Consider the following 14,598-nt stretch of genomic DNA (forward strand, 5'->3'; position numbering starts at 1 on the left):
CGCAGGAAGCGAAAAGCGCCCGCGCGCCCGGTGTGCGCGGGAGGGAAAATCCGGGTGGGCCGGCGATGCAGTTGGCGGACGCAGGATTGGCAGCGCCATGGTTCCGCCCGTGATGCGCAAAGCGTCGGCTCTCTGCGCCTCGCCGCTTCCGAACGGATTGCCGGGACACGGGCCGGCGCGGGGCAGGGAGCGTTCAGAACGCCTTGCGTGCGGCGAGCGCGGCGGTGATCGTGCCCTCGTCGAGATAGTCGAGTTCACCGCCGACCGGAACGCCCTGCGCAAGCGAGGTCAGCCGCACCATCCCGTCAAGCCGGTCGGCGATGTAATGCGCCGTGGTCATGCCGTCGATCGTGGCGTTGAGGGCAAGGATGACCTCGGTCACCTCTTCGGCGGGGATGCGCTCGACCAGGCGCGGAATGCGCAGTTCGTCCGGCCCGATCCCGTCGAGCGCCGACAGCGTGCCGCCCAGCACGTGATAGCGCCCGCCAAAGACATTCGCGCGCTCCATCGCCCAGAGATCGCCCACCGTCTCGACCACGCAGATCTCGCCCGTGGCCCGCTTGTTCGACGCGCAGATGTCGCAGATTTCCCCGGTGGCGATATTGCCGCAATTGCCGCATTCGCGCACGTTGCGCGCCACCTCCTGCATCGCCTCGGCCAGGGGTGACAGCAGGGTCTCGCGCTTGCGCACCATCTGCAGCACCGCGCGCCGGGCCGAGCGCGGCCCGAGTCCCGGCAGCCGGGCCATGAGGTCGATCAGCGCCTCGATCGGTTGGTTCTGCGCCATGGGCGGGATCAGAACGGCAGCTTCATGTCCTTGGGCAGACCCATGCCCTCGGTCAGCTTGCCCATTTCTTCCTGCGCCCGCTCGCTCGCCTTGCCTTGCGCGTCCTTGATCGCGGCGAGGATCAGATCCTCGACCACTTCCTTGTCGTCGCTGTTGAAGATCGAGGGGTCGATATCCAGCGTCTTCAGTTCGCCCTTGGCGGTGCAGGTCGCCTTGACCAGCCCGGCGCCGGATTCGCCCTCCACGATCAGGTTGTGCATGTCCTCGTGAAGCTGCGCCATCTTGGCCTGCATCTCCTGCGCGGCCTTCATCATCTTGGACATGTCGCCAAGCGCACCAATTCCCTTGAGCATCTGCGGCCCTCCTCGGTTTGCGGTGGTTCAGAGATACGATTGCCGCCCGGCTCCCACAAGGGGCGTCACAGGGGATGGGCGCCGCGTTCCTCTTCGAAGGGATCCCAATCGTCGTCAACTTCGGGCAGGGCCGCGGCGCCGGCTTCGGCGGCGATCTCCTCGGCGCTGCGGATGCCGGTGATCCGCGCTTTTGGAAAGCGGGCGAACACCTCCTGCACCATGGGATGGGCGCGGGCCTCGTCGTGCAGGGCGCGGGATTTCGCGTCTCGGGTCTCGGCAACGGTGGGTTCCCCGCCCGAGGCGACCACGCTCACGCCCCAGCGATTGCCGGTCCAGCGCTGGAGCGCGCTGCCGAGGCGCTGGGCAAGGTCGGCGGGGGCGCTGTCCGCCGGGCGGAACTCGATCCGTCCGGGCTGATAGCTGACCAGGTGCAGACCGTCCTCAACATCGACCAGGAGCTTCACGTCGCGGTTCGCGCGGATCAGTTCCAGCACCGCGTCGAATGTCGCGAAGCGGGCAAGCGACAGGTCGGGCGCAAGGGCAGGAATGGTGCTGCCATGGCTCTGCGTCGGTCCGCCTTGCGGGCTGGTCCCTCCGGCTGCGGGCGCAGAGCGGTTGTCGCCGCTGGGCGCCGGTGCCGGCGGGCGTGCCCCGCCGCCGTTACCGCCCCCGCCGCCCGGGGACGGTTCGGGCGGGGGCGTTTTCTGCAATTCGCGAATCAACTGGTCGGGTGTCGGCATATCCGCCACATGGGTCAGGCGGATCACCGCCATCTCCGCCGCCATCATGGCGTTGGGCGCCGCCGCCACCTCGTCCAGCGCGCGCAGCAGCATCTGCCACATGCGCGCCAGCACCCGGAGCGGCAGATGCTGCGCCATTGCGCTGCCGCGGGCGCGCTCGTCGGCGGAAATGGTCGGATCCTCCGCCGCCTCGGGGGTGATCTTGACCACGCTCACCCAGTGGGTGATCTCGGCCAGGTCGCGCAGCACCGCGAGCGGATCGGCGCCATCGGCATATTGCGCGGAAAGTTCGGCCAGGGCCGCCGCCGCATCACCGCTCATGATCATGTCGAAAAGGTCGAGCACCCGGCCGCGATCGGCAAGCCCGAGCATGGCGCGCACCTGCTCGGCCCCGGTTTCCCCGGCGCCGTGGCTGATCGCCTGGTCAAGCAGGCTGGTCGCATCGCGCGCCGAGCCTTCTGCCGCGCGGGTGATCAGCGCCAGCGCATCCCCGGCGATCCGCGCGCCCTCGGCCGTCGCGATACGCTCGAGCAGGGCCATCATCGCCTCGGGTTCGATCCGGCGCAGGTCGAAGCGCTGGCAGCGCGACAGGACCGTGACCGGCACCTTGCGGATTTCGGTGGTGGCGAAGATGAATTTCACATGCGCCGGGGGTTCCTCGAGCGTCTTGAGCAGCGCGTTGAAGGCGCTGGTCGAGAGCATGTGCACCTCGTCGATGATGAAGATCCGGTAGCGGGCGCTGGCCGCGCGATAGCTGACGGTTTCGATGATCGCGTCGCGTATGTTCTGCACGCCCGTGTGCGATGCCGCGTCCATCTCCTGCACGTCGACGTGGCGCCCCTCGGAAATCGCCCGGCAGTGTTCGCAGACGCCGCAGGGGGTGATGGTCGGCCCGCCCTGGCCGTCCGGGCCGGTGCAGTTCAGTCCCTTGGCGATGATGCGGGCGGTGGTGGTCTTGCCGGTGCCGCGGATGCCGGTCAGGATGAAGGCCTGCGCGATGCGGTCGGCCTCGAAAGCGTGCTTCAGCGTGCGCACCATCGCGTCCTGCCCGACCAGATCGGCGAAGGTCTCGGGGCGGTACTTGCGCGCCAGCACCTGATAGGCCGGCTCCGGTCTGGTCTGTGCGGGGGTGCTCATCGGTGCTCCTGTTCCAGGTTCATGTTTATCGGCGCGCCCGCTGGATAACAACTGTTCCGCGGGACCGGTAAATTTCTTCCGATAACCAAATCATAACAATCGTTTGCTTCTGTGGCTTCATCCATTCGTGAAAGGGCCGCAACGGCCGGGAAGGAAATACATTGATGTCTGGACCGATTTTCCGGGCAGGGCTTGCCGCCCTGCTCATGGGCTCGCTTGCGGGCTGCGCGACGATTACCCGCGGCACGACCGATGTTCTGGTCGTCAATTCGACGCCGGGCGGGGCCCAGGTCAAGCTGAGCGACGGGCAGGAATGCACATCGACCCCCTGTTCGTTCAAACTGCCGCGCAAATCCGAATTGAACGTTCTTGTCAGCAAGCCGCGCTGCAAGCCCCAGCAGGTGCGGGTGACGAACAAGGTCGCGGGATCGGGCGGCGCGGCCATGGCCGGAAATGTCATCTTCGGCGGAATCATCGGCGCCGGGGTCGATGCCGGCACCGGGGCGATGCTGGAACTGGTTCCGAACCCCGTGGAGGTCGAGCTGGAGTGCAGCTAGGTCATCCGCTCCCCGCCCCGGATGCCCTGTCCCGGATGCCATGTCGCGGAGCCCGGCGCGGATCCGGGTGCCACCCGCATCGCGGAGCGGGGATTCCTGGTGGAGGGAGGGCAGGGAAGAGGTGAGAGACCGGACATCGACCCAAGCGGGGCTCGTTGCGGCTGCTTCCTTCCGGACCTGACCGGGTTGGCGAGGCGCTTGCCCGCGCCAGCCTCTCACCCCGTGAGATAGGCGAATCGGAAGGGCTTGGCAACCGCCTGCGTCGGGAAACGGCGCCTCAGAGCGGAAGCAGAAGTTGCAGGAATCCCGCTCTGTCGCGCCCCATGATCCGCGCGCCCCGGGCCGAAAGCTCGTCCATGTATTTCTGCGCGCCGGGTCCGGTCGGAACCGTCACGCTGGCGCCCGGCATCGGCAGGAAACCCCAGTCCGGCGGGGTGCCGGTCAAGGGTTCGGGCGGCAGGGCACCGCTCAGATAATCGCGCAGCGCCTCGCGGATCAGCCGCCGTTCGGGAAGCAGTACCGATTCCGCGCCCTGCAGGGCCGGAACATGTCCGCCGCCGCTTGCCCGGTAGCTGTTGAGCGCCACGACAAAGCGCTGGCCGGGGGCGACCGGTTCGCCCTGCCAGCGCAGATCGCGGATGCGCCCGGCTTCGTCCGCCCCCGGAACCCTCGGGGCCGCGGCAAGATCGACCCGCCAGCCAAGCCCGTGCAGAAGGTCGAAATCATGTCCGGCAAAAGCCGGGTCGATCAGCGGGGCGGCCGTCGCATCCGGCGCGATGCGGTTGAACAGGCGGGCCGAGGTTTCCAGCCAGTCGCGGATCTCGGCCCCGGTCAGGATCACGGCGGCAAGGCTGTTCGGGAAGGGCAGCAGCGCACCCAGATGCCGCAGCCGCAGCGGCCCGGCCGGGATATCGGTATAGCTCCCGGGGCCGGCGCGGCCACCGAACAGCCCGGGCGCCACCGCCGACAGGAGCGGCAGCCCCCCGGCGGCCGAACCCGCGAGCAACGGGCGCAGCGCCGCAGCCTGCGCCGCCGCCACCAGCGCAAGGCCGCGATCGGGGGCGAAAAAGGTGAAATGGCTGTGCAGCGGGGCAGGAGCCGTGCCGATCCGTTGCTCCATGAGGGCACGGGCGCGGGCGATGTCCCCGGCGACAAGGTCCAGCACGGCGGGGTCTTCCTTGACAAGCGCCACATGCGCGCCCCGGGCATCGCGTCGCGCAACCGGGCGCAACCGGCTGCGGAATGCCGTGACCACCGTGGCGCCCGCGCGGGTCTCCAGTTCGAGGTCGATCACGCCGAGGTGACTTGCGGCCGATCCGGGCATGACGGCGGGCCGTCCGTGGATACTGCCGGCCTGCGCATCCACATGGGGCAATCCCTCATGATCCGAACCGGGAAGCAGCAGATGGGTATGACCGGCGATCAGCGCGTCGATCCCCGCGACCCCGGCAAGCGGGATCGCGGCGTTTTCCATACCGTCATGCGCCTCGGATCCGGCAAGCCCGGAATGGGACAGCGCCACCACGAGATCGCAGCCGGCGGCGCGCAGCCGCGGCACCAGCCGCGCGGCCGCCTGCAGGATGTCTTCGGCCACCAGCGCCCCGTTCAGGCGATCGGCATTCCAGATCACGGTCTGCGGCGGCAGAAAGGAAAGGATGCCGATGCGCAGGGGTTTTCCCGTCTCGTGGCCCGGCCGGGGCCGTTCAAGAACGGCCCAGGGCCGGAACGGGACCGGTTGCCCGTCGATGCGGCGCAGGTTCGAGCAGATCACCGGGAAGTCCGCGCGACCGACCGCAGCACCAAGCGCGGCAAGCCCGTGGTCGAAATCGTGGTTCCCGAGCCCGGCCGCGTCATAGCCAAGGTGGTTGAAGGCCCGGATCAGCGGATGCGCCTGCGGGTTTTCGGCGGCAAGCTCGCCCAGCGGCGTTCCCTGCATCCCGTCGCCGTTGTCGAGCAGGAGCGCGAGTGCCCCGGCGGCTGCGGCCTCGTCCCGGGCAGTGCGGATAAGCGTGGCAAGACGGGAAAGACCCACTGCCGGATTATCCCCGCCGCTGCGGAAATCATGCCCCGTCAGGGCCATGTGCAGGTCGGTCGTCGCAAGGAGGCGCAGGCGCAGCCGCCCCGCGCCAGGCTGGCCCCGCGTCACCGTCGCCCCGATCCGCGCCGTCCGTGTCGCATCCGCATGGTCCTTACCCTCCGGCCCGGTCCGGGCCGCTACTTCTTCTTCTGGCATCAGCAAACGATTCGCAGCGAATTCCTGCAAGCCCGGATCGCCCCGAGGTTGTGCACGCGCCCTTGCACTGTTGAGCGTCCGGCAACAACAAACCCCGGACAGCCGTGATTGTGCCATTCCTGTACAATGTGCACAATCGCATCGCGCGGGAATTGCCGGCGGTGGCGATGCTGGGCATTGCGCCATTATCGTGAACAGTTGCGGGCAAGACCATGCCCCGTCCGGCCGCTTTGCGCGCAGAACGCAGAGGCCGGGCCGATCACGGCTTGCGGCGCAACCCGATTGGCCGCAGGTTGCGCCGGAATTGTGAACAGTGACTGGTTAACGAGGGGATCGGGGATGAGGTTCTCGAGCCGACAGGACATTGCGGCATCGCCGGACGAGATTTTCGCCATGCTGACCGAATTCGACGCGATCGAAAAGGGTGCGCGCCGTCGCCGGATTGCCGTGCGCCGGATCGCGCCTGAGCCGGGCGGCAATAAACCAGACGGCCGGCCAGCCTGGGATGTGGGTTTTCGCCTGCACGGGGGCGAGCGGCGCGCGCGCCTCGTGCTGACCGAATGCGACCTTGATCGCGGCGTCTGTCTCCGCGGCGAGGTCGAGGGCATCGAGACCGTTCTGCGGCTCGACCTCATTCCCCTGTCGCGGCATCTCACCCGGATCGCGGTCGCGGCGGACCTGTCACCCCGCACGATTCCGGCGCGGCTGCTGGTTCAGTCGCTGCGGCTGGTGCGCGGCAAGCTCGACCGGAGTTTCGCGCGCAAGGTCGAGGAATATGCCGCGCTCATGGAGCAGCGCGCGCTGGATTCGCGCGGGGCGCGGTTTCACTGGCGTTCGGGCGCGGCCGGATAGGTTCCGAGGACGGCGACATTGGTGGTGAAATAGGCCAGTTCATCCATGGCCAGCCGCACGTTCGGATCATCGGGGTGCCCCTCGATATCGGCATAGAAGCGCGTTGCCGTGAAAGACCCGCCCACCATGTAGCTTTCGAGCTTGGTCATGTTGACCCCGTTGGTCGCAAACCCGCCGAGCGCCTTGTAGAGCGAGGCGGGAATGTTGCGCGCCTCGAAGACGAAGGTGGTGATCATCCCGTCGCCGCCGCGCCGCGACATGTCGGGCTCGGGCGCCATCAGCAGGAAACGTGTGGTGTTGTTCGAGTTGTCCTCGATATGTTCGGCCAGCGCCTCAAGGCCGTAGATCTCGCCCGCGAGCGGGCTTGCGAGCGCGCCGAGGCTATGGTCGCCGGTCTGCGAGACATGCAGCGCCGAACCGGCGGTGTCGGCGCCGGTGATCCGGTGGATCCCGTGCCGGGCGAGGAACCCCTTGCACTGTCCGAGCAGCACCGTGTGGCTCATGGCATGGGTGATGTCCTCGAGCCGGGTGCCGGGCAGGCCGAGCAGGTTGATATGCACCCGCAGAAACACCTCGTCGACGATATGCAGCCCCGATTCCGGCAGCAGCGTGTGGATGTCGGCAACGCGCCCATAGGTCGAATTCTCGACCGGGAGCATGGCGAGCGAGGCCGTCCCGCTGCGCACCGCGTCGATCGCATCCTCGAAGGTGCGGCAGGGCAGGGCCTCGGTTTCCGGGCGGAGCTTGCGGCAGGCCTGATGGCTGTAGGCACCCGGTTCACCCTGAAACGCGATAGGCTTGGACATGGCTTCGCTTTCTGCAACAAATCGGAGATCGGCCTCTTGCGGGCTCTCTATACCTTGCCTCGCGATGGGGGAAGGCTTAGAAAATGCGCGAAACGGAACAAATTGGACAGGCGACCTCATGAATACGATGACCGTGACCAAAGCCGCCGCCGGGGTGATCGGTGCCTTTCTGGTGCTGCTCCTGGGCGCCTGGGCGGCTCAGGCGATCTACCATGTCGAAAGCCCGGGCGACCCGGCCTATGCCATCGACACCGGCGATGAAGGCGAGGACGGGGATGAGGGGCCTGGGGCAAGCTTTGCCGATCTTCTGGCCGAGGCGGACCCGGACGCGGGTGAACGGGTCTTCAGAAAATGTGTCGCCTGCCACAAGCTCGAACCGGGCGCGAACAGCACCGGTCCGGCGCTTTACGGGGTGGTCGGTCGCGAGGTCGCGCATGAGGCCGGATTCAACTATTCGAGCGCCATGGCCGACCACGGCGGCGTCTGGACGCCCGACCTGCTGAGCGATTTCCTCGCAAAGCCGAGCGACGAGGTTCCGGGAACGGCCATGAGCTTTGCCGGGCTTCCCAAGGACACCGACCGCGCCAATGTGATCGCCTATCTGAACACGCATTCCGACGATCCGATCGACCTTGCGGCCGCCGCCGGCGGTGACGCCGGAGAGGGCGAGGCCGCTGCCGACGAGGCTGAAGAAACCGGCGAAGCGTCCGACGACGCTGCCGCCGACGAATCCGGCGATGAGGCAACCGAGGAGGAAACCGGCGGAGAGGAAGCGCCTGCCACGCAGGATGAGGAGTCCGGCGACACGGCCACGGATGATGCGGCTGCCGAGGACGAAGCCGCCGACGCGGCTGCTGACGATGCGACCGCTGACGATGCGGCTGCTGACGATGCGACCGCTGAAGATGCGGCTGCTGACGACGCGGCTGCTGACGATGCGGCTGCTGAAGATGCGGCTGCTGACGACGCGGCCGCTGACGACGCGGCTGCCGCCGATGAAGCAGCGGAAGAGGACGCTTCTGCTGACAACGCCGCGGAAGAGGACGCTGCCGGCGGAGAAGCCGGGGATACGGGCGACGAAGCCGGCGCCGAGGATACCGCGCCTGCGCAAGGAACAGGGTCGAATCGACGTGATCAGTTACCTTGAAAGCGTTTCGGAGTGACCGCAGCCGCGGGCTGACCGGGACCGGAAAACGGGCCGCTGCATCCGGCAGCGGCCCGTTTCCATGTGAGGGGCCGTCCGGCGGGCCTTGCCGCGGATGGCATCACGGATTCGAAAGCGGGGGCTGCCGGGGCTGGACCCGCGTGGCGCATCGGCACTAGAACTGGACGGAAGTCGAACTGCGAAAGAGGATCTGCCGATGATCATGGACCATCCCGCCCCGGGCAGCCGCGCGGTTCTGCGACGCCACGGGCTTGCGGCGCTGGCTGTCCTGGTGCTCGGGCTCCTGCTTGCAAGCGCGGGCAGCGCCGAGGAAAAGATCATCAAGAGCCACGGATTTTCCGAATTCGGCGAATTGAAATATCCCGAAGGATTCGAGCGGTTCGACTATGTGAACCCCGACGCTCCGCGGGGCGGCGAACTTTCCTATGCGGCGCAGGGCACCTTCGACAGCTTCAACCCCTTCACGCGGCAGGGCCGGGCGGCGGCGCGGTCGGGCGAGCAGTATGAAACGCTGCTGGTGCCGTCCTACGACGAACCGGCCTCCTATTACGGGCTCGTGGCCGAGAGCATCGAATATCCCGAAAGCCAGGATTGGGTGATCTTCAACCTGCGCCCCGAGGCGCGGTTTTCCGACGGCAGCCCGGTGACCGCCGATGACGTGGTGTTCTCGCATGAAATTCTGCTGGAACAGGGGCTCCAGTCCTATTCCGAGGCGGTGCGCAAGCGTATTCCCAAGGCCGAGGCGCTGGATGAACATCGGGTCAAGTTCTATTTCGCCCCGGATATTCCGCGCCGGGCGCTGATCACCCAGGTGGGCGGCACGCCGATATTTTCCAGGGCGTGGTTCGACGAAGACCCCGAAAAGCGCCGCCTCGACAAGCCCCGCATGGAGCCCGGGATCGGCTCCGGCCCATATGTCCTGGACAGGTACGACGTGAACCGGCGCGTCACCTACAAGCGCAACCCCGATTACTGGGGCGACGATCTGAACGTGAATGTCGGGCGCAACAATTTCGACCGCATCCGCATCGAGTATTTCAGCGATTCCGTGGCCGCCATGGAGGCGTTCAAGGCCGGCGAATACACGCTGCGCCAGGAGAACAACTCGAAAAGCTGGGCCACCGCCTATGATTTCCGCGCGGTGAAGAACGGGCAGGTGGTGACGGACGAGATCGACGACGGCAATGTGCCGCCTGCCATGGGCTTCATCATGAACATGGATCGCCCGCAGTTCCGGGATCCGCGCGTGCGCGAGGCGGTGCAGCTTGCGTTCAATTTCGAATGGACCAACGAAAGCCTGCAATACGGCCTGTTCCAGCAGCGCAGTTCGTTCTGGGAGGGCACCCCGCTCGAGGCGGAGGGCCTGCCCGAGGGGCGGGAGCTCGAAGTGCTGGAGGCGCTCGGCGAGCGGATCGACCCCGCGATCCTGACCGGCGAACCCGTCAGCGCCCATGAAAGCCGCGCCGACCGGCAGAGCGACCGCCGCAACCTGCGCAAGGCGATGGGGCTTTTGAACGAGGCCGGCTGGAACGTCGGGGAGGACGGCATCCGCCGCGACGAGAACGGGCGCAAGCTTGTGATCGAGTTCCTGTCGGACGATCCTGTGCTCGACCGCATCGTTCTGCCATTCGTGGACAATCTGCGCGGCATGGGCATCGACGCCAGGTACAACCGCATCGACGATGCCCAGTACACCCTGCGCCGGCGCGAGCGCGATTTCGACATGATCGCCGGTGCCTATCCGATGTCGCTTGAACCCTCGACCGGGCTTTATCAGCAGTTCGGCTCCGAATCGGCGGAATTTTCGGTGTTCAACCTTGCCGGCATCCATGACCCGGCCATTGACGCGCTGATCGACAATATCGTCGCCGCGAGCGATGGAGAGGAGCTCACCGCCAATGTGCGTGCGCTGGACCGGGTGCTGCGGGCCAAGCGGTTCATGGTGCCGACCTGGTATCTGGGCAAGCATCTGGTGGCCTACTGGGACATCTACGGCCATCCCGATCCGCTGCCGCCCTATTCGCTCGGGGTCGAGGATCTCTGGTGGGCCGATGCCGACAAGCGCGACAGGCTCAAGGCGGCCGGGGCGCTGCGCTGAGACATGGGAGCCTACATCGCCCGCCGCCTGCTGCTGATCATCCCGACGCTGCTTGGCATCATGATCATAAATTTCGTGCTGGTGCAGTTCGTGCCGGGCGGCCCGATCGAGCAGATCATTGCCCAGATGGAAGGCGGCGGCGATGCCTTTGCCGGGTTTTCCGGGGGCGGCGCCGACCTTGGCGTGCAGAGCGGCGGCGTGACCGAACGCTATGTCGGCGCGCGCGGCCTCCCGCCCGAATTCATCGAGGAACTCGAGCGCGAATTCGGCTTTGACAAGCCGCCGCTTGAACGGTTCCTCACCATGATGGGCAATTATCTGCGTCTCGATTTCGGCACGAGCTATTTCCGTTCGATCAACGTGACCGACCTTGTGCTGGAAAAGATGCCGGTGTCCATTTCGCTCGGCCTCTGGTCCACGCTGATTGCCTATCTCGTGTCGATTCCGCTCGGTATCCGCAAGGCGGTGCGCGACGGCACGGCATTCGATACCTGGACCAGCGGCGCGATCATCGTCGCCTATGCGATCCCCGGATTCCTGTTCGCGATCCTGCTGCTGGTGCTGTTTGCGGGGGGCTCCTACTGGCAGATCTTTCCACTGCGGGGGCTCACCAGCGACAACTGGTCGGATCTGAGCCTCCTGGGCAAGATCATTGATTACTTCTGGCACATCACCCTGCCGGTGCTCGCCAGCACCATCGCCGCCTTTGCGACGCTCACGCTTCTGACCAAGAACAGCTTTCTCGACGAGATCAAGAAACACTATGTCATGACCGCCCGCGCCAAGGGGCTGTCCGAACGCCGGGTGCTGTATGGTCATGTATTCCGCAACGCCATGCTGATCGTGATCGCGGGCTTTCCGGCGGTGTTCATCGGCGTGTTCTTTTCCGGCTCGATCATCATCGAGACGATCTTTTCGCTCGACGGGCTCGGGCGTCTCGGATTCGAGGCGGCGGTGGCGCGCGATTATCCGGTGATCTTCGGCACGCTGTTCATCTTCGGCCTGCTCAGCCTCGTGGTCGGTATCGTATCGGATCTGGCCTATGTGCTGGTCGATCCGCGTATCGACTTCGGCAAGCGGGAAGGGTAGGCCGATGGACGAAATGATCCCGCCCCTTGCGCCCGATCAGCGCCCGGCCCCCGCCGGCGAGGCGCTCGACAAGGGCGGTGCGCCGCTCTCTCGCTCGCGGTTCCTGTCGCCGCTGAACGCGCGGCGCTGGCGCAACTTCTGCCGCAATCGCCGGGCCTTCTGGTCGCTCTGGATCTTTGCGGTGCTGTTCGGCCTGTCGCTGTTTGCCGAGTTCATCGCCAACGACAAGCCGATCATGGTGCAGTATCGCGGCGAGTATTTCATGCCGATCTTCCGCTTCTATCCCGAAACCGCCTTTGGCGGCGATTTCCAGACCGAAGCCGTCTATCGCGACCCCGAGGTGCAGTGCCTGATCGCGTCGGGCGGGCTCGATGCCTGTTTCGACGACCCCGAAGCGGTGATGGAACAGGCGCGGACCGGCATGGTGGACGGAGAGGAGATCGAGCGCGGCTGGGCGCTCTGGCCGCTCATTCCCTATTCCTTCACCACCACGGTGGACCGGCCCGGCGCCGCGCCGCTGCCGCCCAATGCCGAGAACTGGCTTGGCACCGACGATACAAAGCGCGACGTGCTGGCGCGGATCATCTACGGCTTTCGCCTGTCGATCCTGTTCACCCTGGCCGTGACCGCCGCGTCGAGCGTGATCGGCGTCTTTGCCGGGGCGGTGCAGGGTTATTTCGGCGGCTGGCTCGACCTGGTCTTTCAGCGGCTGATCGAGATCTGGCAGGCGACGCCGTCGCTTTACGTCATCATCATCATGTTCGCGATCCTCGGGCGCGGATTCTGGCTGCTCGTGTTCCTGCTCGTGCTGTTTTCATGGACGGCGCTGGTCGGGGTGGTGCGGGCCGAATTCCTGCGCGCGCGCAACCTCGAATACGTGCGCGCGGCCAAGGCGCTGGGCGTCGGAAACATGACGATCATGTTCCGTCACATGCTGCCCAATGCCATGGTGGCGACGCTGACCATGCTGCCCTTTGTCGTCACCGGGACCATCTCGACCCTCGCGAGCCTCGATTTCCTCGGCTTCGGGCTGCCGTCCTCCGCGCCGTCGCTCGGTGAGCTCACGCTTCAGGCCAAGCAGAACCTGCAGGCACCATGGCTCGGGTTTTCGGCCTTCTTCACCTTCGCCATCATGCTTTCGCTGCTCGTGTTCATCTTCGAAGGCGTGCGCGACGCGTTCGATCCGCGGAAGACCTTTTCATGAGTCCGATCCTCAAGGTCGAAAATCTGCGCGTCTCGTTTCATCAGGACGGCACCGTGACCGAGGTGGTGCGGAGCGTGTCCTTCGCGCTGTCGCGGGGCGAGACGGTGGCGCTGGTCGGTGAAAGCGGGTCGGGAAAGTCGGTCTCGGCGCTGTCGGTCGTTTCGCTGCTGGGCGATTCCGCGCGGGTGTCGGGTTCGGTCACCTACGCCGGCCAGCAGATGATCGGCGCGAGCCCGAAGCTGCTGCGCAAGGTGCGCGGCAACGACATCAGCTTCATCTTTCAGGAGCCGATGACCTCGCTCAATCCGTTGCACACGATCGAGCGGCAGCTTTCGGAATCGCTTGCGCTGCATCAGGGGCTGCAGGGCGAGGCGGCGCGGGCGCGCATTATAGAGTTGCTCGAACGGGTCGGGATCCGCGACGCGGCCGCGCGTCTTGGCGCCTATCCCCATCAGTTGAGCGGCGGGCAGCGGCAGCGGGTCATGATCGCCATGGCGCTGGCCAACAAGCCCGACATCCTGATCGCGGACGAGCCGACGACGGCGCTCGATGTGACCATTCAGGCGCAGATCCTCGAACTCCTGGCCGAATTGAAGGAACAGGAAGGCCTGGGGCTTCTGTTCATCACCCATGATCTTGGCATCGTGCGCCGGATCGCCGACCGGGTCTGCGTGATGAAGGACGGCGAAATCGTCGAGGCCGGCCCGGCGGCCGAGATCTTTGCCGCGCCAGAACATCCCTATACGCGGAAACTGCTTGCGGCCGAACCCGCCGGCCTGCCGGCCGAACCGGAGGCGCGCGCGACCGAGATCGTCCGCACCGAGGGCCTGCGGGTCTGGTTCCCGATCCAGCGCGGTTTTCTCAAACGCACCACCGGCCACGTCAAGGCCGTGAACCACGCGAATATCGCGGTGCGCGAGGGCGAGACGCTGGGCCTTGTGGGCGAAAGCGGGTCGGGCAAGACCACGCTTGCGCTTGCGATCATGCGGCTCATCGCGTCGGAGGGACAGCTTACCTTCGACGGGCAGGACATGCGCGGATGGTCCACCCGCACGCTGCGCCGGTTCCGCAGCGAGATGCAGATCGTGTTCCAGGATCCCTTCGGCAGCCTTTCACCGCGCATGACCTGCGAGCAGATCATCGCCGAGGGGCTGGGCATTCACCGTGTCGACCCGAGCCGCAATCGCCGCGAACTCGTGGCCGAGATGATGGGTGAAACCGGGCTCGATCCGGCGATGATGCATCGCTATCCGCATGAATTCTCGGGCGGCCAGCGCCAGCGCATCGCCATTGCCCGCGCCATGGTGCTGCGGCCGCGCCTGCTGGTGCTGGATGAACCGACCAGCGCGCTCGACCGCACGGTGCAGGTCCAGATCGTCGAGCTTCTGCGCGGGTTGCAGCGCAAATACGGGCTGGCCTATCTGTTCATCAGCCACGATCTGCGGGTGGTGCGGGCCATGTCTCACAAGGTGGCCGTGATGCGCGCCGGCGATATCGTCGAATACGGCCCCGCGGCCGAAGTTTTCGACAACCCGGCGACCGATTACACCCGAAAACTGATCAAGGCGGCGGTCTGA

The 14,598-nt window shown here is 66.3% G+C and carries 12 protein-coding genes and 1 other RNA gene; 7 read left to right on the forward strand and 6 right to left on the reverse strand.

What is annotated here, in order from left to right; translation table 11 throughout:
• Nucleotides 1–193: 193 nt before the first annotated feature.
• From recR to B0B01_RS10270, 3 genes are all read right to left on the reverse strand, one after another.
• Entirely contained in the window at nucleotides 194–787 is a 594-nt protein-coding gene (gene recR / locus B0B01_RS10260) for a recombination mediator RecR (protein WP_076649771.1), read from the reverse strand.
• Nucleotides 788–795: 8 nt separating this feature from the next.
• Nucleotides 796–1,140, reverse strand: a complete 345-nt coding sequence (locus tag B0B01_RS10265; protein ID WP_076649772.1) for a YbaB/EbfC family nucleoid-associated protein — start codon at nucleotides 1,138–1,140, stop codon at nucleotides 796–798.
• 65 nt (nucleotides 1,141–1,205) lie between these two features.
• Complete coding sequence (locus B0B01_RS10270; protein WP_076649773.1) at nucleotides 1,206–3,017, reverse strand: DNA polymerase III subunit gamma/tau; 1,812 nt, start codon at nucleotides 3,015–3,017, stop codon at nucleotides 1,206–1,208.
• A gap of 164 nt (nucleotides 3,018–3,181) precedes the next feature.
• Between B0B01_RS10270 and B0B01_RS10275 the strand changes: the two genes are divergently transcribed.
• The gene (locus B0B01_RS10275) at nucleotides 3,182–3,574 is read left to right on the forward strand and encodes a translation initiation factor 2 (RefSeq protein WP_076649774.1); all 393 of its coding nucleotides are present in this window, start codon (nucleotides 3,182–3,184) and stop codon (nucleotides 3,572–3,574) included.
• A gap of 119 nt (nucleotides 3,575–3,693) precedes the next feature.
• Here B0B01_RS10275 and ffs read toward each other — a convergent pair.
• Together ffs and B0B01_RS10285 are read right to left on the reverse strand one after the other, a co-directional pair.
• An RNA gene (gene ffs, locus B0B01_RS10280) (signal recognition particle sRNA small type) lies at nucleotides 3,694–3,792 on the reverse strand.
• A gap of 59 nt (nucleotides 3,793–3,851) precedes the next feature.
• The gene (locus tag B0B01_RS10285) at nucleotides 3,852–5,807 is read right to left on the reverse strand and encodes a 5'-nucleotidase C-terminal domain-containing protein (protein WP_083946281.1); all 1,956 of its coding nucleotides are present in this window, start codon (nucleotides 5,805–5,807) and stop codon (nucleotides 3,852–3,854) included.
• Between the two features lie 339 nt (nucleotides 5,808–6,146).
• On the opposite strand from B0B01_RS10285, the gene B0B01_RS10290 reads away from it, so the two are divergent.
• Nucleotides 6,147–6,659, forward strand: a complete 513-nt coding sequence (locus tag B0B01_RS10290) for a hypothetical protein (protein WP_076649775.1) — start codon at nucleotides 6,147–6,149, stop codon at nucleotides 6,657–6,659.
• Here B0B01_RS10290 and B0B01_RS10295 read toward each other — a convergent pair.
• Entirely contained in the window at nucleotides 6,632–7,465 is an 834-nt protein-coding gene (locus B0B01_RS10295; protein WP_076649776.1) for a prephenate dehydratase, read from the reverse strand. The two genes, B0B01_RS10290 and B0B01_RS10295, sit on opposite strands and share 28 nt — an antisense overlap.
• 118 nt (nucleotides 7,466–7,583) lie before the next feature.
• Here B0B01_RS10295 and B0B01_RS13550 point away from each other — a divergent pair, with 118 nt between their 5' ends.
• From B0B01_RS13550 to B0B01_RS10320, 5 genes are all read left to right on the forward strand, one after another.
• Nucleotides 7,584–8,612, forward strand: a complete 1,029-nt coding sequence (locus B0B01_RS13550; RefSeq protein WP_076649777.1) for a c-type cytochrome — start codon at nucleotides 7,584–7,586, stop codon at nucleotides 8,610–8,612.
• Nucleotides 8,613–8,826: 214 nt separating this feature from the next.
• Entirely contained in the window at nucleotides 8,827–10,728 is a 1,902-nt protein-coding gene (locus tag B0B01_RS10305) for an extracellular solute-binding protein (protein WP_076649778.1), read from the forward strand.
• A gap of 3 nt (nucleotides 10,729–10,731) precedes the next feature.
• A complete protein-coding gene (locus B0B01_RS10310; protein WP_076649779.1) occupies nucleotides 10,732–11,817 on the forward strand; it encodes a microcin C ABC transporter permease YejB in 1,086 nt (361 codons plus the stop codon).
• Between the two features lie 4 nt (nucleotides 11,818–11,821).
• A complete protein-coding gene (locus B0B01_RS10315; RefSeq protein WP_234967751.1) occupies nucleotides 11,822–13,021 on the forward strand; it encodes an ABC transporter permease in 1,200 nt (399 codons plus the stop codon).
• The gene (locus B0B01_RS10320; protein ID WP_076649780.1) at nucleotides 13,018–14,598 is read left to right on the forward strand and encodes an ABC transporter ATP-binding protein; all 1,581 of its coding nucleotides are present in this window, start codon (nucleotides 13,018–13,020) and stop codon (nucleotides 14,596–14,598) included. The genes B0B01_RS10315 and B0B01_RS10320 overlap by 4 nt, the downstream gene beginning before the upstream one ends.

Origin of the sequence: Pontibaca methylaminivorans (assembly GCF_900156525.1) — a bacterium.
Classification (GTDB): Bacteria; Pseudomonadota; Alphaproteobacteria; order Rhodobacterales; family Rhodobacteraceae; genus Pontibaca; species Pontibaca methylaminivorans.